The organism is Terrimicrobium sacchariphilum (genome assembly GCF_001613545.1).
GTDB classification, from domain to species: Bacteria; Verrucomicrobiota; Verrucomicrobiia; order Chthoniobacterales; family Terrimicrobiaceae; genus Terrimicrobium; species Terrimicrobium sacchariphilum.
Genome location: NZ_BDCO01000002.1, coordinates 2,223,451 through 2,241,081, shown reverse-complemented (window position 1 = coordinate 2,241,081; position 17,631 = coordinate 2,223,451). Strand labels below are relative to the sequence as shown.

The window sequence follows — 17,631 nt, the reverse complement described above, 5'->3', positions numbered from 1 at the left end:
GCGTCAGAAGTTTTTCCCGGCGATTTCCTGCCCGGTTTTGCGAACTTTCTCCCGAAGCGAGAGCGGATCGAGCACCTCGACCTCCCCTCCCCACCCCAGGATCCAGGCGATCAGATCGGGCGCGATGCCCACTTTCATGGACAATTCCAGCTTACCGCCCGGCATGGTGCGGATTTTCTGCGATTTATGCCACTGGCGCTCCTCGACCAGCCGGGCCACCGCCTGGGTGAAGGACAGCCGTACCGTCTCGGTCTTGCCAGCCTGGAAGGCGGAAAAACTCCCTTCCAGCATGTCCGCCACCGAGAAATCCTCGGGCTTTTCGAAGGTCTTCCCCAGATTTCGCGCTCCCTGGATGCGCGGCAGGGCGAAGGTGCGGATACCGTTGCGGTTCCGGTCATACCCGATGAGGTACCATTGATTCCCGATGCAGGGCAGATGGTACGGCTCGACCGATCGCCGCTCGGAGGTCTTCGCCGTCATGGAAATGTAGTCAAACTCCACCCGCTGGTGCTTCATCACCGCATCGGCCAGCACCTCAAACGTCGCGATCTGCCCGTGCGGCACGCCGGTAGTGCGAAACGACACCGCCTCGGAAAGCTCGTGCAGCGAGATATTCTCCTCCTCGCCCAGGCTGGACACGAGTTTGTCAAAGGCGGCGTTGAGCGGGCGCTCGAAGGGCGTCCCCTTGTACTGCTCGACCGCCTTTTGCGCCACCAGCAGGGCGACCAGCTCGCCCTGGCTTACCGTCACCATCGGAAACTGCGCCACTGAGGCCGCGTAGTAATACCCCCGCTCGACCGGCTCGTATTCGATGGGCAGCGCCAGTTGATCGCGCATGAACTCGATATCGCGCTGGATCGTCTTGGTCGTCACCTCCAGGTCGCGGGCCATGGTGGAGCAATTCGGATACTTCTCCGCCGTCAGCGCCTCATGGATGCGCACCATGCGCACGAGCGGAGGACGGGCCGCCTTCGCCGCCAAACCTCGGGCGACGGGCGGCTCTGCGGTGGTTTTTTTTAATTTTGCCAAACTTTTCGGAGGCATCGGACATGGTATGTCCGACCCCCTGCGGCAAAGTCAACTGCGTTATGAAAAACATCCAGTCCTTCTTCTCGCAGATGACCCGCAAGTCCCGCCCGGTTTACCAGCAGATGGAGCTCGCCCTGCCCGGTTCCCGCCTGACCCGCGACGAAGCCGATTTTCTCGTCCAGATCCGCCGCCTCCGCGAGCAACTGGCCCGCAGCTAGGCGAGGAGCAGCGGACTCCCGAGCGTCCCGGAGAGAACTGAATACGGTCCTGGCTGTAACAAATGCGCCCGTTTCCGTAATCTCCCGGTATTGAACGCTCCCAAGACATCTGACGGACACGGCTGCTTCGCGACCACCCGCTGGTCGCTCGTGGTCAAGGCCGGAACCGGCGCTGCCACCGAGGCGCATCATGCCCTTTCGCACCTCTGTCAGATTTATTGGTATCCGCTTTACTCCTTTGCCCGGCGCACCGGCCATTCTCCCGACGACGCCGAGGATTTGACCCAGGAGTTCTTCCTCCGATTGCTGGAGGGTGAATGGGTCGCATCGGCTGATCGCACGCGCGGCAGGTTCCGCACGTTTTTGCTGACGGCGATGAAGCGCTTTCTGGCCAATGAGTGGCATCGCGCTCACGCCCAGAAACGCGGCGGTCATCTTCCCATCCTCTCCCTGGATGAAGAGTCCGCGGAGACTCGGTTTTCCCGGGAACCTGCCCACACCGCATCTCCCGATATCCTGTATGAGCGCAACTGGGCGCTCGCCTTGCTGGAGAATGTTCTGTGCCGTCTCGAGGACGATCTTTCCCGCGAAGGAAAAACCGCCTGGGCCGACATTCTCCGACCGTTGCTGACGAGCGGACGCGGAGAGATCGACTACGCCGCCACCGCCAGCCAGCTCGGTATCTCCGAAGGAGCGGCGCGCGTGGCTGTCCATCGCCTGCGCCAGCGTTACCGCCAGCTCATTCGCTCCGAGGTCGCTGAAACCGTCGGCTCAGAGGACGAGGTCGACGAAGAACTGCGCCACCTCTTTCAGGTTTTGTCAGGAGCGTAGGAATGCCTGTAACAATCGGCGGGAAATTCTGAAGTACCGAGCAGACACCATGGATTCCCCAAGCACCTGCCCCAGTTGTGGGACTGCTCAGACCGAGGACGCGCCCAAGGGCCTTTGCCCCGCCTGCCTGATGAAGGCCGCCTTCGCGACCGCCACCGGAAGCGATGAAAGGCCTCATGCGTTCCAGGCCCCGCCCATCGACGAACTCGGAGTCAAGTTTCCCGCGCTGGAAATCCTGGAATTCATCGGCCAAGGCGGCATGGGGGCGGTTTACAAAGTGCGCCAGCGGGAACTCGACCGTCTCGTCGCTCTGAAGATTCTCCCTCCCGACATCGGGCAGGACGCGGCCTTTGCCGAACGCTTCACGCGCGAAGCGCGCGCCCTGGCCAAGCTCAATCATCCGAACATCGTCACCCTTTACGAGTTCGGCCGCGCGGATGGGCTCTATTATTTCCTGATGGAGTTCGTCGATGGGGTGAACCTCCGGCAACTGACCGCCAATGGCCGCATCTCGACCCGGGAGGCGCTGGCGGTGGTGCCGCAGATTTGCGACGCGCTACAGTATGCGCACGATCACGGGATAGTTCATCGGGACATCAAGCCGGAGAATATCCTCATCGACCGCCGGGGACAGGTGAAGGTGGCGGACTTCGGGCTGGCCCGGATCATCGGCAGCGCGGCCGATCCTGCCGACCTGCTCAACCTCTCGACCGACGCCAGGGTGATGGGCACGCCGTCCTACATGCCACCGGAGCAGATCGAGGCTCCGGGCGAGGTCGACCATCGTGCCGACATCTACGCGCTCGGGGTGGTGTTTTACCAGATGCTCACCGGCGAACTGCCGGGCAAAACCATCGAGCCGCCATCGAGGAAAGTGCAGATCGACGTGCGCCTCGACGAAATCGTGCTTCGCGCTCTGGAGCGCAGCCCTGACCTCCGCTACGGACAGGCGAGCCAGATCAAAACCCAGCTCGAATCCCTCGAGAGGGATCAGGTAATTCCAACCCCAAATCCTCCTGCGCAAAACCACGGTTGGGAGTACAAATCCCGACGCACGCTCTTCGGCTGGCCGCTGGTGCATGTGACTTCCGGAATCGATCCCCAAACCGGCAGACCGCGTCATGCCCGCGGGATCATCGCCATGGGCGATACCGCTTCAGGCGTATTGGCCATCGGCGGAGCGGCTTACGGCGTCATCGCAGTCGGAGGAGTCGCCGGAGGCGTGCTGGCTATAGGCGGATTGGCTGCGGGCATCGTCGCCTGCGGCGGAATGACGATCGCCCTGATCATCGCCTTCGGCGGGTTCGCCTGCGCCCCCTTCGCGGTCGGCGGCCTGGCCATCGGATATCTCGCGCTTGGAGGCCAAGCTCTCGGCGTACACATCTTCGACAGCAGCCATCACGATTCGGCAATGCTCCGCCAGCTATTTACCCAGATCCAGCCGTGGCTGGTCTTTGGCAGCACGGTAATCTGGCTGCCTTTTCTCGCCGTGTTTCTCGGTGTGACCCATTGGGCAAAACGACAAAACCGCGCCGAGAGTCCGCCTCCCGCCGCCCCTTCCTCATGTCTCTCCAGCATGAGGCTATGGCTTTCCCTGATCGACACGGGTGGCTATGTGCAGAGCTGGGAAAATGCAGCGCCGTACTTCCGTACGAGGGTGCCGAGGGAGGAGTGGGTTTCACGCCTTGAGAGCATTCGAGGTCCGCTGGGCAAACTGCTCGACCGCAAAATGATCTCGGAGAAAGCCCGCCTCGCCGGGCAGTGGCGGGAGGTGCAGTTTGAAGCTTCCTTCGAGGGGCTGCCCGCAGCTCTTGAAACCGTCACCTTCGGCCGCCAGTCCAAGGGCGAGTGGCTCGCGGTCGGATATATCATCCGCCCGATCACCCAGCGAAACAGCCCGGCGATCTCCCGCCCTCCTCGTACCACCTCGGGAAGCGATCTCTTTGCAGGCTTCATGCGCCGCCTCGTCGCATTGGTCATCGATTGCTATCTGGTCCAGTTTGCGATCTTCCCGATCATTGTCGTGCTGGCCCTCATCTCGCCAGGCTCCGCCATGGTAGAGACACCGTTCGGCCTCTTCACTTCAGAACGCTCCTACGAAGATCAAAAGATCGCCCCCAACGCGAGGGTCATTGAGACGATTGTACTCGGCCGGTGGCATTATTATTACAAGGAGCCAATCCCATCCGATCCCTCCCATACGAAGAACGATCGCATCCGGATCGATCCCCAGACCGGAGCACGCATCCCGCCAGCCAGCAACACAAACCTCACAGCGATGGCTCTGTTGATCTACTGGATTCTGATGGAGAGCAGTCGATACCAGGGCTCCATCGGAAAGATGTGCATGGGTGTGCGGGTAATCAACAAACGCGGCGGGCGTGTGACCATACCGAATGCCATCGGCCGCAATCTCGCAAAGATCCTCTCCTTCATTCCGCTTCTCGGAGGTTTTCTCATGGCTGCATTTACGCGCAAGAAACAGGCGCTGCACGACATCCTCGCCGACTGCTTCGTCGTTCGGGCGAACTCGTGGGAAAATGCGTGGAGCGACGAGACTCCTGTCGACAAAAAATTCCGGCTGGAACAAGCCGAGGCCGACAAGGATCTCGGCTGGAAGATCGCGGTCGGCGCCTTGGTCGCGATCATTGCCCTCGTCGTCGGCATCACCGCCGCCATTCGGATCGCAGGATAAACCCGCGCGCCGGAATGACGTTGCCGCGTTTGCGGAAGACGCGCACAGTGTGGGCTTGCCCACATGAGCGCACAGGAACGACCGGAATCTCAGGCGGAACGCTTTGCCAATACCGCCAGCGCGGCAATTGGCGTGCTGATGGCGCTGGCTTGCCTGCCTGCGCTGCTTGGCGTCGTCTCGCGCGTGTCGGTTTATGGTGCGATCGGGGCGTGGGTCTTCTACTGCTCGGTGCTGCTGCTTTACACCAGTTCCACCCTTTACCACGCGCTCCCGCCAGGGGAATTGCGCCGGAAGGTGCGGCTGCTCGACCACTCGGCGATCTTTATCCTCATCGCGGGAACGTACACGCCGATCACCCTTGGGCCTCTGCGCGAGCATGGCGGGTATTGGCTTTTCGGGCTGGAGTGGGTTCTCGCCGCACTCGGTATTGCGATGAAGGTCTCGGGCTCCCTGCGGTTCGGCAAGATCTCCAATGTCATCTATCTCCTCGTCGCCTGGATCGGCCTGCTTTGGGCCAAGCCGTTCGCCATCGGCATGGCCATGCCCGGCATCGCGTGGATTCTCGCCGGGGGATTTTTCTATTCGGGCGGCATCGTCTTTTACGCCGCCAAGCACCGTCCTTACGCCCATTTCATCTGGCATCTCTTCGTCCTCGGCGGGACCGTTTGCCACGCCGTGGCGGTCTTTGGCTACTCGGTCCGCTAGCCGGTTGTTTTTCTCGATACCGTATTTTCGTCTTTATTTAATTAAGTTTATACTTAAATATATCTCGCATGTCACCACTGACCGCCCTGGGAGATCCGACTCGCCGCCAGATCATTGAGATGCTGGCGCTGCGGGAACTGACTGCCGGGGAGATCGTGAAGGCCTTTTCGCTCACCGCGCCAGCCATCTCCCAGCACCTGAAGGTGCTGCGCGAGGCCAGACTGGTGAAGGTGCGCGCGGAAGGCCAGAAGCGCATCCAATCCCTCAACCCGGAAGGGCTGGCGGAGATCGAGGCGTGGACAAAGCGCATGCGAACCTTCTGGGAAGGCCGCCTGGATGCGCTGGAACAGGAACTCCGCAAAAACTCCACACCATGAGCAACATCGAACTCAACGGCGACCACACCACCCCCGGAACAGTCCGCTTCACCCGCACCCTCCCCGCTCCCATCGAGCGCGTCTGGGCCTACGTCACGGAATCCGACAAACGCGCCACCTGGCTCGCCAGCGGCGAAATGGAACTCCGCGTCGGCGGCAAGGTCCATCTCCACTTCCTGCATAAAAATATCTCGCCCAACGAGGAACCGCCGGAGGATTTCCGCGACGTGCATTATGAGGGCGCGGACAAGGAGGGCGTCGTCACGCAATGCGATCCGCCGCATCTGCTGGCTTTCACCTGGAATGAAACGTCCGAGGTGAGCTTTCATCTGACGCCGGTGGCAGATGGCACCCGGCTGGAACTCATCCACCGTAAGCTCGATCCGACGACAAATCTCTACGTCTCGTCCGGCTGGCAGTTGCACCTCGATATCCTCTCGGCCCGCCTGGAGGGAATCGAACCCCAGCCCTTCTGGGAGAACTTTCTCAAACTCAAAGAGGGCTACAGCGAAAAGCTCGGCGTGAAAGACTGAGGTTTGCCATGGCTCGGAATTGGGCCATACTCAGGCGTGCAGCCGCAACTGGACCTCTTTGGCTCCGCCGAGCCTCCCAAGCCCGCGCCCGCGAAGACGCCCAAGCCAAAAGCTAAGGAAGCGACTGAGTCCAAACCAGCCGCGCCAGTCACACTCGATCTGACTGCGCCGCCGCAGCCCGATCCCGAGCCGCCCGCTCCGAAGGAACCGGTCGTCTTGAGCGTCAGCCAGTTAACGCGCTCGATTCGCGGCCTCATCGAGGACCACGTCGGTGAGCTCTGGGTGGAGGGCGAGATTTCCAACCTCCGCAAGCAATCGTCCGGGCACCAGTATTTCACCCTGAAGGACGCAGGCAGCCAGCTCTCCTGCGTCCTCTTCGCCGGACAGGCCTCGCAACTGCGCGGGGTCAACCTGACGGACGGCCAGTGCGTGCAGGTCTTTGGCCAGGTCACGGTCTACGAAGCCCGTGGCCAGTATCAACTCGTCGTGCGCATCGTGCGCAACAAGGGCGAGGGTTTGCTCCAGGCAAAGTTTGAAGCCCTCAAGGCGAAGCTCGCCGCCGAGGGTCTTTTCGAGCCTGACCGCAAGCGCACACTGCCGCGCTTCCCGAAGGTCGTCGGCGTCGTGACGTCGCCCACGGGTGCGGCGTTGAAAGATTTTCTCAACGTCCTCCACCGCCGCCATCCCGGCATAGAGGTCATCATCAACCCCGTGCGCGTCCAGGGCGCGGGAGCCTCCCGCGAGATCGCCCAGGCGGTGCGGGAATTCTCCGAGCCGGAAAAGTACCACCTCCCGCCCGTCGAGGTGATCGTGGTCACGCGCGGCGGCGGCAGTATTGAAGACTTGTGGGAATTCAACGAGGAGGTGGTCGCCAGAGCCATTGCCGACGCGAGCGTGCCGGTGGTCAGCGCAGTAGGCCACGAGATTGACTTCACCATTGCGGACTTTGTTGCCGACCTGCGCGCGCCGACACCGAGTGCGGCGGCGGAAATCCTCGCGGCTGATCGGGTCGAGGTGCTCTCCAGCCTCCGCCAGCAGGCAGCCCGTTTGCACCGCACGATGGAGGCTCGTTTTGACCTGCTTACCGCCCAGGTCAGGGCTCTTGCCTCCAGTGCCGCGCTGCGCGAGCCGGAGCGCCGGGTCGCGGAACTCCGCCAGACAACCGACCGGATGGCCGAGATCATCGAGCGCCGGGCAACTGAAGCTTGGGAACGCCCGAGCCATCTGCTGAAAAACCTCTCCCTCCGCCTGCAAAACCAGTCGCCCGAGAACAAACTGGCCCAAGCCCGCCAGTCGCTCACCTGGTTCGGCAACCGTCTCGAAGAAAGCATCTTGCGCGAGATGGAAAATCGCCACGCCCGGCTGGAGCATACCCGGGGAATCCTTTCCGCCCTGAGTCCCGAGGGAACTCTGCAGCGGGGCTACACCATCACCCTCGATGCCTCCGGCAAGCCGGTCACGCGAGCGGCAGGCGTTTCACCCGGCGCAACATTGCGCACCCGTTTCCTGGACGGCGAGGTGGAATCCGAAGCGCGCAGCGTTGACGCGCCGCCACCGGGGCGGATAGAAAGACCGTCCACGTGAGTAAGACTTTCGCAGACCTCAAGGGCATCTACTCCCAGCCCTTTTTCCAACTGATCGAAACGAGCCGTCGGGTCCACACCGAATTCTGGCCGAACAACGAGATGCAGCTCTGCACCCTGCTGAGTGTGAAGACGGGCGGGTGCAGCGAGGACTGCTCGTATTGCGCGCAGAGTTCCCGGTACTCCACCGGGGTCAAGGCCGAGAAGCTCATGACCACCGAGGAGGTCATGCCCTACGCCGAGCGCGCCAAGGCCAATGGCTCCACCCGTTTCTGCATGGGCGCAGCCTGGAAGGGCGTGCGCGATGGCGACCGGAAGTTTGACCAGATGCTCGATACCATTCGCGAGGTCAACAAGCTCGGCATGGAGGTCTGCGTGACCCTCGGCCAGCTCAGCGACATCGAAGCCCGCAAACTCCGTGAGGCCGGTGTCACAGCGTACAATCACAACATCGACACCTCGCCCGAGCATTACCCGAATATCGTCAGCACACATACCTTTGACGACCGCCTTAACACCATCGGCGCCGTGCAGCGCGCGGGCCTGAGCGTGTGCTGCGGCGGCATCATCGGCATGGGCGAGTCGGAGGACGACCGCCTGAAGATGCTGGAGGTGCTGTGTTCCTTCGATCCCGCGCCCGAGAGCGTGCCGATCAACTGTCTCATGCCGATGAGCGGCACCCCGCTCGAGGAATCCAAGTCGGTCGACATCTTTGAAATCGTGCGCCTCATCGCCACGACGCGCATCGTCCTGCCCAAGGCCAAGGTACGCCTCTCCGCCGGCCGCACCCTGCTGACCCGCGAAGCGCAGGCGCTCTGCTTCTTCGCCGGGGCGAACTCCATCTTCTACGGTGACAAGTTGCTCACCGCTTCCAATCCTGCGGCCGACGCCGACATGGAACTCCTCCGCGAACTCGACCTTACGCCCCAGGCCCCTTACTCCGACCTTCCCCAACCCGTATGAAAATCGCCATCGGATCCGACCACGCCGGCTTCAAGTACAAGGAACAGATCATCGCCCACCTGAAGGAACTCGGCCACGAGGTCAAGGACTGCGGCACCTACAGTCTGGACTCCACCGACTACCCGCTCTGGATCATCCCGACGGCAGAAGCCGTGGCTAGGGGCGAATGCGAGCGTGGCATTGTGCTGGGAGGATCGGGCAATGGCGAGGCCATGGCAGCCAACAAGGTCAAGGGAGTGCGTTGCGCTCTATGCTGGAGCGATGAAACCGCCCAGCTTTCCCGCCAGCACAACAACTCCAACGTGCTCTCCATCGGCGAACGCATGATCTCGATCGAGATCGCCCTGCGCATCGTCGACATCTGGCTCACGACCGAGTTTGAAGGCGGCCGCCACGTCAACCGCATCGCGGAACTCGACCGCTACGAAGCCGGCCAGCCCATGCAGTAAAATGACCACAAACATCGCGTGGATAGCCAACAGACCTATCGCTCATCGAGGTCTGCATGACTATTCCCGTCCGGAAAACTCGCTGGCGGCCATCGAGGCCGCCATCGAAGCGGACTACGCGGTGGAGATCGACGTTCGCGCTACGCTCGATCTGAAGGCAGCGGTATTTCACGACGCCTCGCTGGATCGCCTCTGCGGCATGAGTCTTCAGGTGTCGAGCGTGAGCTCGGCCAATCTGCGCAACCTGACTCTCTTCGACACCCAGGAAAAGATTCCGATGCTCGAGGATGTGCTGGCTCTTGTTAATGGGCGCGTACCGATCTTCGTCGAGATCAAAAATCCCGCCCAGCCCGGCATGCTGGAGGAGGAGGTGTGCCGCCAGCTCGTTTCCTACCGCGGTCCCTTTGCCATCCAGTCCTTCAATCCCCTCACCCTCGGCTGGTTCCGCACGAATTATTTCAGCGCTCCCCGCGGCCAGATCTCGTACTCGTACAAGGACGACTTCCGCCCGTGGTGGAAGACCATCCTGCTTCGCAATTACGTGTGGAATTGCATCAGTAAACCGCACTTTCTCAGCCACGACTGGCGTGATCTCCCGTCCTTCGCGTCTTCGCTGATCCGCAAGAAATACCGCCTGCCGATCCTGGCCTGGACGGTCCGCAGCAAGGAGGAGGCGGCGGCCGCCAGTCAACATGCGGACGCGATCATCTTCGAAAACTTCCGTCCTTGAGACTCTCAGCCTCTCGCCACGATCACCGCGGCGATGAGGAAGAGCGATCCAAAAAGCCGATCCACCCGCCGCCGCCAGCGGGACTCGGTCAATGAGCGCAGCACGGAGGCTCCGACTCCGGTGTAGCCTGCCATCACCACGATATCGATCGTGACCATACAGAGCCCCATGATCGCGTACTGCGGAATGAGGGCCTCCTGCGGATTCAAGAATCGGGGCGTGATGACAAACATGGCCAGCAGCGCCTTGGGATTCGTCGCATTTACGAGAAAGCCATGGCGAATCATTCCTGTCGGCGTGGAGGGAATCGCCTGCCGACCAGGACCACCCATCTGCTTTTCGTGAAACGACTGAAGGATGAGGCGAATGCCGATCCAGGCCAGATACATCGCTCCCGCCAGTTGCATGACGAAGAACGCAAAGGGAACCGTGTGAAGCAACGAGGACAATCCCACTGCGGCAACCATTAGTAGAAACACCAAGGCGAGCTGCTGCCCGACGGCTGTCCAGATCCCGCGCATCCACCCATAAGTCGCGCCGCTAGACATTGAGGCCACGGCCCCGGCACCAGGAGTGAGACTGATCACCGCCATGGTTCCACACCAGGCGGCCAGGAGTGCGGGCGACATCTAGACCGCGGCGTCCGGAGGAAGCCCCGGAATGGCCGGAGTGCCTGGAATGCGAACGTCAAACTCCGCACCAAACTGGGCGACCAACTCCACATTGTACACGACGCGAAATACGCTGACAGGAAGAGTAATCACGGTATTGAGGTACGGCAAAAATCCCAAGCAGCAGGTCGCGAATCCGACAAGCATCAGAGCGGACCAGAAAACGATGCCGAGTACGATCCGCGCTACGATGTAGAGAACAACATCGGCAGGCTTTTCCGCGGCCAATGCCAGGATACGCCTCATCGCATCCCAGGCAGTGCCGCCATTGCGATACATCCACACCGAGCCCACCTCCCGCACCAGCATTAGCAGTATCGCAGCGAGCACGACCAGGGCGACGGAAAGCATGCAGACAAGTCCGAGCACAACCCATACCCATGTCTCCACGGAATTTCCGAGGCCCGGTACTTCCGAAAAGGCTACGACTCCGATAACCACGGCAAAGATCAGGATGATGTTGCCGCCGCCAAGAAAGAGGAAGGGAAGAAACAGACTATTGCCGTGCTTGCGAAACTCCTTCCATGGCTTGATCACCTGGTCGCGATCGTGAAGCACGTTATCGAGCAGCATGAACTGCCCACGGCATCCCAGCCAGAGCATGACCAATCCCAAGGCCAGTGCGACCACCACGACAGCGATAAGGATCACACCGAAGATGCCCAAAAACGCTGAAGAGCCGCCAATGGCCTGGGACAAATCCGGAGTGGTCGCCTGCCCCGGAACCGGTGCCGAGGCAAGAAACTGCGGCCATTGCGGTATCAAGCCGGATGAAGAGTGCGACTTGGAACCTACATCCAAAAGGACGTTGAGAATATTGAACGGGAAGGTGCAGTTGCCTGTATTCCCGATCAGGATATTTGCCAGCCAGGCTGAAAGCCCCAGAGCGAACCACTTTCCGAAGCGAAAATTCTGGAAGAGCTGTTTCGATACGGCCTGCCAGGCAACGGAAAGTGGGTCGATGATGTTCATGAGTTCGCTGCGATCAAAATTGCTTCCCTAGAGAAGCTCGGCAATCTGGACGGCGTTGAGCGCAGCTCCCTTGAGAAGCTGGTCGCCGCACACCCAGAAGCTGATGCCATTCTCCAAGGCGCAATCGAGGCGCAGACGTCCGACGGCGCAATCGTCCTTGCCCGCATAGTCGAGGGGCATCGGATAATCGCGCGACGCTGTGTCGTCGCGGAGTTCGATGCCCGGAAAGGCGTTGATCGCCTCGCGCGCTTCGTGCAGCGTGACAGGACGTTCAAACTCGGCACTCACGGCGACGGAGTGAGCGCGATAGACCGGCACGCGCACACAGGTGACCGAGGCTTTGAAGGTCGGCAGGTGCATGATGCGACGTCCTTCGTTCTGCATCTTCATCTCCTCCTTGGTGTAGCCGGTGTCGAGGAAGGAATCGACCTGCGGGATTACGTTAAACGCGATCTGATGCGGGAAGATTTCCTTCTCGATCGGGAGATCGTTGGCGACCGCCTTGACTTGCAAGCGCAGTTCCTCCAGGGCGCGGGCGCCCGCACCAGATACAGCCTGATAGCTGGAGGCAAAGATCCTCTTCACCCGGAACTTCTTGTGCAGCGGGTAGAGCGCCATAAGGGTGATAGCTGTGGTGCAGTTCGGGTTGGCGATAATGCCCTTATGGTGGGCAACGTCGGCACCATTGACCTCGGGCACGACGAGCGGGACGTTCTCGTGCTGACGGAAGGCCGAGGAGTTGTCGATCACCACTGCACCGCTTTCCACGGCGACAGGAGCATATTCCTTGGAAATCGATCCGCCCGCGCTGAAAAGCGCAATGTCGATGCCCGCAAAGGCGCTCGGCTGGAGCGGCTCGACAACGACATCCTTGCCGCGGAAGGTGAGCGTTTTACCCGAGGAACGAGGTGACGCCAGGAGGCGCAGGGAAGCCACAGGGAAATTGCGGCGCTCCAGGACGCGCAGCATTTCCACACCCACGGCGCCAGTTGCGCCGACAATTGCGATACGATAATCTCGGGACATAACAAAAGAGACAGACCATTACGATGAACGAGCCTGACCAAAAAGTCCACGCCACACTGTCTCTCCTCGTAAATGTTCCCCGGCAGACGCTGGAATTGCACGAAGACGGGCGGTTGCTACGGCAGTTTCCGATTTCCACCTCCCGCTTCGGTCTTGGCAGCGAACCGGGGAGCTTCAAGACTCCTCTTGGAAAGTTTGCCGTTTCCGAAAAACACGGTGCAGGCGCACCGTTGGGAGCGCACTTCGTCAGCAGGCAATTCACAGGCAACATTGCGGCTCCCGGTGGTGAGGAAGATCTCGTCCTCACGCGTATTCTCTGGCTGGAGGGACTGGAACCCGGCAACGCCAATACCAAGGATCGCTACATCTACATTCACGGGACGAACCAGGAGCAGCTCATCGGCACGCCCGCCAGCCATGGGTGCGTGCGAATGAAAAACGCAGATATCCAGGAACTTTACGATCTGATTCCCGAGGGAACTCCCGTCGAAATCGTCGCCTGAACGTTCGAAATTTCCCACTTTTCCCGGACAGACACCCGGCATCGGGAGATCCCTTCCCCCTCGATAGGGGCGAAACCTGTTACGATTTCACACCTTCTTTATTGTCAGTTGGATAGGATTTGCCAAAGTCCCCCTAGCAACCTGCTAAGAAAGGAGGGGGACATTTAAGTGAAATTCGTCAAAATTTTGGCCGCTGTTGCGGTCGCGACGGGCGCTCTGAGCCTCGGCGCTTGCGCCAGCAAGCCGAAGCCGGCTCCGGCTCCGACCGTGGGCTACTCCAAGTAATCGGAGTTACGCTCTAGCAAATTTCAAGACCGGCCGTGACTCGGTCGCGGTCGGTCTTGACTTCTGAAGTGACTCACATGCCGGTTCGCCGGTACGTGGAACCGCCATGGGAAATCCATCGCGCGGGAAATACCGATCCGAGGCCCGACCGCAACGGGCAGACTCGCTCCAGCAGCGAGAAAGCATCGTTGAGGATCGGAACACAGATCGCGGCCATGATCATCCCCAGTAACCCCCAGCGCCCTGGCCAGCTTGCCAGGTCCTGAGCACAGTTGCGTCGGGATGTTCGTCCCCCGTGCAAGAATCATCGCCTCCAGTCCAGCCACCGGCTCAAGGGCGCGAATGAGAACGAAACCCTGGCGGTTCCCCTTCACGAGTACATTGAGCATCCAGTGTACGCCGTAGTTGAAGTACACATAGGCCGTTCCAGGCTGATGTTTCGCCACAAAAGTGCGGGCACTGGGCCGCGAAAATGTGTGGCAGGCCGCATCATCCTCAGCATCGTAGGCCTCGGTCTCCACCACGATTCCCCTCGCCTCGCCCCAGATGAGTTCGCAACCGATGAGATCCCGGGCGCAGGGCACCGGATCCCTTTCAAAAAACGAGCGTGGTAGCATTACAGGCCCGTGGGATGGTCGATGAATTGCCACGGGAGACCGTAGCGCGACTCCAGTAAAGCTCCCAGCGCCTTCACCCCGAAGGTTTCCGTGGCATAGTGACCGCCATAAAACAGGTCGATGCCGCATTCCTCCGCCGCAGTATAGCTCCAATGAGGCCCCTCTCCTGAGACAAAGGCATCCACACCAGCCTGGGCGGCCTTGAATACCTCGCCGCCGGCTCCACCCGTGACAACGCCGACCGAGCGAATCGTCCCCGCTCCGCCCGGCGCCACATGCACCCGGCCACCGACGGCCCGGGCCAGCCGATCCGAAAGTTCCTCTCGGGAAATCTTCAACGAAGCCTTCCAGCCGAGATCGAGAAAGGGCTCACGTTCCGGAGGCAGCCCAAGAGCATCGCAAAGGAGGGCATTGTTTCCCAACGTGGGGTGGGCATCGAGCGGGAGATGCGCGCTGTAGACGGCCAAATCGGCTTCGAGAGCGATCTTGAGCTTGCGATAGAGCGCTCCAGTCACGGGCTGCAATCCGCTCCAGAACAAACCGTGATGAACGATGAGCAAATCCGCCCCCTGCTCCACGGCGGCGCGGAGAATGTATTCACAAGCATCCACCGCCACGGCGACACGACTGACCTCACCGAGGTTCTCGACCTGGAGGCCGTTCACGGCGTTGGGGTAATCCTTGATGTCAGCGAGCCGGAGTTCCGTGTTGAGAAAAGCGGCGAGTTCCCTCAGTTGCATGCGCGGAATCTAGCGCGGCGTCCTCGTCGGGCAAACCGCTTTTGCCGCTAGTAGGCCACGTTGCGGTTATTCCACGTGTAATAAAGAAACAAGCGATGCGCCTCGGTATCAACGAAGAGCCGGACGAGTTCCGGGGCGCTGATCGTCACCTGGGTGCGCCAGAGCACGTAGCCCTGGGCAATTCCCGCCGGGTTGAACCATGGCGCATCGGGGAGCGGAGCGGGCAGGACGGAGGGAGGGATCGGCTCCGCCCGGGAAAACCCGCGAAACTGCTCGGCATAGGGGGCGATTTCCTCCGGCTTGAGGACAAATACGGCATAAACCCCTGCGGACGTCTGGCTCCAGGAGTAGCATGTCACCTCGGTCGCGTTTCCGGGAATGGCAGGCAGGCCCGCCCGAGCCAGCACGGAATCAGCCGCCTGAACCTCGGGTGGCACCTCGTCCGAGGCGTTGACCGCCAAAGGAGAAACCAGGATGACGAGAGCCAGACCGATTCGCACAAGATGAAGCTGGGAAAATGCCATCGTGGAAAGCCGCAGGGATTCCTGCTAAGATACGCACGAGATGTTTGAAATCAAAGCGCGGGAAAAAATGGTCGAGCGGGCGCTCCTCGTCGGAGCCTTTACCGGAAACGACCTGGAAGACGAAGCGCAGGACCTGTTGAGCGAGCTCGAGGAACTGGTGCGCACCCTGGGCGTGCCCGTACGAGAAAAGATGCTTGTCTACCATCGCGAGCCCCAGTCGCGCTATCTGATCGGATCGGGCAAGGCGGAGGAGATCGCGGACCGTATCAAGGAACTCGATTGCGATGTGCTCATCTTTGACAACGAGTTGACCCCCGCCCAGCAGCGGAACTGGGAGGACCTCACCAAGGTGCTCGTGATCGACCGCCAGGAGATCATCCTCGATATCTTCGGCGCCCGGGCGCAGACACGCGAGGCCAAGATCCAGGTCGATCTCGCCCGCATGGCCTACTCTCTGCCCCGCCTGACCAAGGCGTGGAGCCACCTCGGTCAACAGGGCGGCGGCATCGGGGCCAAGGGTGAAGGTGAAAGCCAGCTCGAGCAGGACCGCCGAAAGATTCGCGGCCAGATCGATCGCCTGCGTCGGGAACTCCAGAGCGTGCGCAAAGCCCGCGCCACCCAGCGCAAGGATCGCAAGCGCACCCCCGTGCCCAATGCAGCCATCGTGGGATATACAAATGCGGGGAAATCCTCCCTCCTGCGTCGGCTCACCGGTGCGGAAGTGCTGGTCGAGGACAAGCTTTTCGCCACTCTCGACACGACCACCCGCAAGATCGCCCTGCCCAACAAGCAGCCGCTCCTGCTCACGGATACGGTGGGTTTCGTCCGCAAACTCCCCCACCAGCTCGTCGAGGCCTTTCACGCCACGCTGGAAGAGGCTACGATGTCGGACTTTCTGATTCACGTCCTCGACGCCTCCAACCCGCGCGTGATGGAGTATTACAACACGACCATGAAGGTGCTTGAGGAACTCGGTGCCGATACCAAGAAGACGCTCGTGGTCTTCAACAAGATGGACAAGGTCTCGGACCCCTCCACTCGAGCCGTCCTGCGCCGCCATTTCCCCGAGGCGGTTTTCGTCTCCGTCCATAGCGGCGACGGCATCGATGCACTGGTGAATCGCATCGGAGATTTCGTCAGCGACCAAGTCCAGGAAACCATGCTCCATATCCCGACTCACCGTGGCGATCTTCTGGCCCGTCTTCACCGCGAGGCGCAAATCCACGAGATGGCATACGAACCCGAGTACGCCATGGTGCGCGCCTCCGTCCCTGCACGGTTGCTCGAGATTCTGACAGAATTCATCGTCACGCCCGCTAAGGAATCGACCTCTCTGCCGAGATAAAACGTGGCGCAACGTTTCGTAGACTTGCCACACCCGGGCGCGTTTGCTAACTCCTCTTCCTCGAAGAGTATGTTGGACGCTCACCCCCGCGTCGCCTTCATCAGTGACATTCACGGAAACATCGACGCACTCGATGCAGTCCTCGCAGACATTCGCGAACACGGCGTGCAAGCGGTTGTGTGCCTCGGCGACATTGTCGGCTACGGCGGCGCTCCTGCTGAATGTGTCCGAAAGATTGGCGACCTGTGCCCGATCGTCGTCATGGGAAACCATGAGGCGATGACTGTATTTGACGACATCGTATACCTGGAAGAAATGCCATCCAGTATCCGCCGCCCGATCGAACTGGCTCGCACGTCACTCACTGACGACGAGCTTTCCTGGCTGCGCGAACTGCCGCTGGTGAGCAAGATCGGCTGCTTTACAGCCGTGCACTCCTCTCTGCACCACCCAGGTGAGTTTCCCTACGTCTTTCGGACCGAGGATGCCCGGCGAAACTTCAAGGCGCAAACCACGCCTGTTTCTTTTCACGGGCACTCGCACGTCCCGATCATCTGGGAAGAGAAAGGCCCGGTGGTGAAGGCGCACAAGCCCGCCCTGGCCAATGTCCGGCTCTCGCAGGAACACAGATACACGATCAATGTCGGCAGCGTCGGGCAACCGCGGGATGGAGACCCTCGCGCCAGCTATGTGATCTATGAACGCGAGAGTCGCGATGTGACGTTCCGTAGGATTCCGTACGACATCGAATCCGCTCGCCGTCGGATCTTCTCGACGCGCATCTCTGGACGGAACGCCGACCGGCTTTCTATCGGGGAGTAGTTGCCAGCAGGGA

At 60.8% G+C, this 17,631-nt stretch carries 20 protein-coding genes; 13 read left to right on the top strand and 7 right to left on the bottom strand.

The window, feature by feature from the left end; all coding sequences use genetic code 11:
• Positions 1–3: 3 nt before the first annotated feature.
• On the bottom strand, positions 4–1,029 hold the full coding sequence (locus tag TSACC_RS10560; protein WP_169809606.1) for a helix-turn-helix transcriptional regulator: 1,026 nt from the start codon (positions 1,027–1,029) through the stop codon (positions 4–6).
• A 59-nt stretch (positions 1,030–1,088) separates the two neighbouring features.
• Here TSACC_RS10560 and TSACC_RS21825 point away from each other — a divergent pair, with 59 nt between their 5' ends.
• From TSACC_RS21825 to TSACC_RS10515, 10 genes are all read left to right on the top strand, one after another.
• The gene (locus tag TSACC_RS21825; protein WP_153811387.1) at positions 1,089–1,247 is read left to right on the top strand and encodes a hypothetical protein; all 159 of its coding nucleotides are present in this window, start codon (positions 1,089–1,091) and stop codon (positions 1,245–1,247) included.
• Between the two features lie 90 nt (positions 1,248–1,337).
• Complete coding sequence (locus tag TSACC_RS10555) at positions 1,338–2,078, top strand: RNA polymerase sigma factor (protein WP_075079267.1); 741 nt, start codon at positions 1,338–1,340, stop codon at positions 2,076–2,078.
• Between the two features lie 130 nt (positions 2,079–2,208).
• Positions 2,209–4,773, top strand: a complete 2,565-nt coding sequence (locus TSACC_RS10550) for a protein kinase domain-containing protein (RefSeq protein WP_202815948.1) — start codon at positions 2,209–2,211, stop codon at positions 4,771–4,773.
• 63 nt (positions 4,774–4,836) lie between these two features.
• A complete protein-coding gene (gene trhA, locus TSACC_RS10545; protein ID WP_075079265.1) occupies positions 4,837–5,478 on the top strand; it encodes a PAQR family membrane homeostasis protein TrhA in 642 nt (213 codons plus the stop codon).
• Positions 5,479–5,546: 68 nt separating this feature from the next.
• Positions 5,547–5,855 carry an ArsR/SmtB family transcription factor gene (locus tag TSACC_RS10540; RefSeq protein WP_075079264.1) on the top strand — a complete coding sequence of 103 codons (309 nt, stop codon included), beginning with the start codon at positions 5,547–5,549 and terminating at the stop codon, positions 5,853–5,855.
• Positions 5,852–6,388 (top strand): SRPBCC family protein, encoded by a 537-nt coding sequence (locus tag TSACC_RS10535; protein ID WP_075079263.1) that lies wholly within the window; start codon positions 5,852–5,854, stop codon positions 6,386–6,388. Before TSACC_RS10540 ends, TSACC_RS10535 begins: the two co-directional genes overlap by 4 nt.
• Positions 6,389–6,424: 36 nt before the next feature.
• Positions 6,425–7,972 (top strand): exodeoxyribonuclease VII large subunit, encoded by a 1,548-nt coding sequence (xseA, locus tag TSACC_RS10530; protein WP_169809605.1) that lies wholly within the window; start codon positions 6,425–6,427, stop codon positions 7,970–7,972.
• Complete coding sequence (gene bioB, locus TSACC_RS10525) at positions 7,969–8,934, top strand: biotin synthase BioB (RefSeq protein WP_075079262.1); 966 nt, start codon at positions 7,969–7,971, stop codon at positions 8,932–8,934. The genes xseA and bioB overlap by 4 nt, the downstream gene beginning before the upstream one ends.
• The gene (locus TSACC_RS10520) at positions 8,931–9,383 is read left to right on the top strand and encodes a ribose-5-phosphate isomerase (RefSeq protein ID WP_075079261.1); all 453 of its coding nucleotides are present in this window, start codon (positions 8,931–8,933) and stop codon (positions 9,381–9,383) included. The genes bioB and TSACC_RS10520 overlap by 4 nt, the downstream gene beginning before the upstream one ends.
• A 1-nt stretch (position 9,384) precedes the next feature.
• Positions 9,385–10,113 carry a glycerophosphodiester phosphodiesterase family protein gene (locus TSACC_RS10515; RefSeq protein ID WP_075079260.1) on the top strand — a complete coding sequence of 243 codons (729 nt, stop codon included), beginning with the start codon at positions 9,385–9,387 and terminating at the stop codon, positions 10,111–10,113.
• A 5-nt stretch (positions 10,114–10,118) separates the two neighbouring features.
• Here TSACC_RS10515 and TSACC_RS10510 read toward each other — a convergent pair whose 3' ends face one another.
• From TSACC_RS10510 to TSACC_RS10500, 3 genes are read right to left on the bottom strand one after another with little or no spacing between them, the layout of a single operon-like run.
• Complete coding sequence (locus TSACC_RS10510; protein WP_075079259.1) at positions 10,119–10,742, bottom strand: LysE family translocator; 624 nt, start codon at positions 10,740–10,742, stop codon at positions 10,119–10,121.
• Complete coding sequence (locus tag TSACC_RS10505; protein WP_075079258.1) at positions 10,743–11,756, bottom strand: DUF7544 domain-containing protein; 1,014 nt, start codon at positions 11,754–11,756, stop codon at positions 10,743–10,745.
• A 27-nt stretch (positions 11,757–11,783) separates the two neighbouring features.
• A complete protein-coding gene (locus tag TSACC_RS10500; RefSeq protein WP_075079257.1) occupies positions 11,784–12,782 on the bottom strand; it encodes an aspartate-semialdehyde dehydrogenase in 999 nt (332 codons plus the stop codon).
• Positions 12,783–12,805: 23 nt separating this feature from the next.
• Here TSACC_RS10500 and TSACC_RS10495 point away from each other — a divergent pair, with 23 nt between their 5' ends.
• Positions 12,806–13,285, top strand: coding sequence for a L,D-transpeptidase (locus tag TSACC_RS10495; RefSeq protein ID WP_174548589.1), 480 nt, complete (start codon positions 12,806–12,808; stop codon positions 13,283–13,285).
• A gap of 308 nt (positions 13,286–13,593) precedes the next feature.
• Here the strand turns inward: TSACC_RS10495 and TSACC_RS10490 are convergent, their stop codons facing one another.
• Genes TSACC_RS10490 through TSACC_RS10480 form a run of 3 tightly spaced genes read right to left on the bottom strand, consistent with a single transcriptional unit; the run spans position 13,594 to position 15,451 of the window.
• Positions 13,594–14,187, bottom strand: coding sequence for a DNA-3-methyladenine glycosylase (locus TSACC_RS10490; RefSeq protein ID WP_075079256.1), 594 nt, complete (start codon positions 14,185–14,187; stop codon positions 13,594–13,596).
• Complete coding sequence (locus TSACC_RS10485) at positions 14,187–14,927, bottom strand: Nif3-like dinuclear metal center hexameric protein (protein ID WP_075079255.1); 741 nt, start codon at positions 14,925–14,927, stop codon at positions 14,187–14,189. Before TSACC_RS10485 ends, TSACC_RS10490 begins: the two co-directional genes overlap by 1 nt.
• A 47-nt stretch (positions 14,928–14,974) precedes the next feature.
• Complete coding sequence (locus tag TSACC_RS10480; RefSeq protein ID WP_075079254.1) at positions 14,975–15,451, bottom strand: hypothetical protein; 477 nt, start codon at positions 15,449–15,451, stop codon at positions 14,975–14,977.
• Between the two features lie 40 nt (positions 15,452–15,491).
• On the opposite strand from TSACC_RS10480, the gene hflX reads away from it, so the two are divergent.
• Complete coding sequence (hflX, locus tag TSACC_RS10475; protein ID WP_075079253.1) at positions 15,492–16,796, top strand: GTPase HflX; 1,305 nt, start codon at positions 15,492–15,494, stop codon at positions 16,794–16,796.
• 69 nt (positions 16,797–16,865) lie between these two features.
• A complete protein-coding gene (locus TSACC_RS10470) occupies positions 16,866–17,618 on the top strand; it encodes a metallophosphoesterase family protein (RefSeq protein ID WP_075079252.1) in 753 nt (250 codons plus the stop codon).
• Positions 17,619–17,631 lie beyond the last annotated feature (13 nt).

Coding starts and splice junctions, on each gene's coding strand:
- TSACC_RS10510 (WP_075079259.1), bottom strand. CDS start 10,742: ATGTCGCCCGCACTCCTGGCCGCCTGGTGTGGAACCATGGCGGTGATC.
- TSACC_RS10505 (WP_075079258.1), bottom strand. CDS start 11,756: ATGAACATCATCGACCCACTTTCCGTTGCCTGGCAGGCCGTATCGAAA.
- TSACC_RS10495 (WP_174548589.1), top strand. CDS start 12,806: ATGAACGAGCCTGACCAAAAAGTCCACGCCACACTGTCTCTCCTCGTA.
- trhA (WP_075079265.1), top strand. CDS start 4,837: ATGAGCGCACAGGAACGACCGGAATCTCAGGCGGAACGCTTTGCCAAT.
- hflX (WP_075079253.1), top strand. CDS start 15,492: ATGTTTGAAATCAAAGCGCGGGAAAAAATGGTCGAGCGGGCGCTCCTC.
- TSACC_RS10485 (WP_075079255.1), bottom strand. CDS start 14,927: ATGCAACTGAGGGAACTCGCCGCTTTTCTCAACACGGAACTCCGGCTC.
- TSACC_RS10490 (WP_075079256.1), bottom strand. CDS start 14,187: ATGCTACCACGCTCGTTTTTTGAAAGGGATCCGGTGCCCTGCGCCCGG.
- TSACC_RS10470 (WP_075079252.1), top strand. CDS start 16,866: ATGTTGGACGCTCACCCCCGCGTCGCCTTCATCAGTGACATTCACGGA.
- TSACC_RS10500 (WP_075079257.1), bottom strand. CDS start 12,782: ATGTCCCGAGATTATCGTATCGCAATTGTCGGCGCAACTGGCGCCGTG.
- TSACC_RS10535 (WP_075079263.1), top strand. CDS start 5,852: ATGAGCAACATCGAACTCAACGGCGACCACACCACCCCCGGAACAGTC.
- TSACC_RS10550 (WP_202815948.1), top strand. CDS start 2,209: ATGAAGGCCGCCTTCGCGACCGCCACCGGAAGCGATGAAAGGCCTCAT.
- TSACC_RS10515 (WP_075079260.1), top strand. CDS start 9,385: ATGACCACAAACATCGCGTGGATAGCCAACAGACCTATCGCTCATCGA.
- TSACC_RS10540 (WP_075079264.1), top strand. CDS start 5,547: ATGTCACCACTGACCGCCCTGGGAGATCCGACTCGCCGCCAGATCATT.
- TSACC_RS10480 (WP_075079254.1), bottom strand. CDS start 15,451: ATGGCATTTTCCCAGCTTCATCTTGTGCGAATCGGTCTGGCTCTCGTC.
- TSACC_RS21825 (WP_153811387.1), top strand. CDS start 1,089: ATGAAAAACATCCAGTCCTTCTTCTCGCAGATGACCCGCAAGTCCCGC.
- TSACC_RS10520 (WP_075079261.1), top strand. CDS start 8,931: ATGAAAATCGCCATCGGATCCGACCACGCCGGCTTCAAGTACAAGGAA.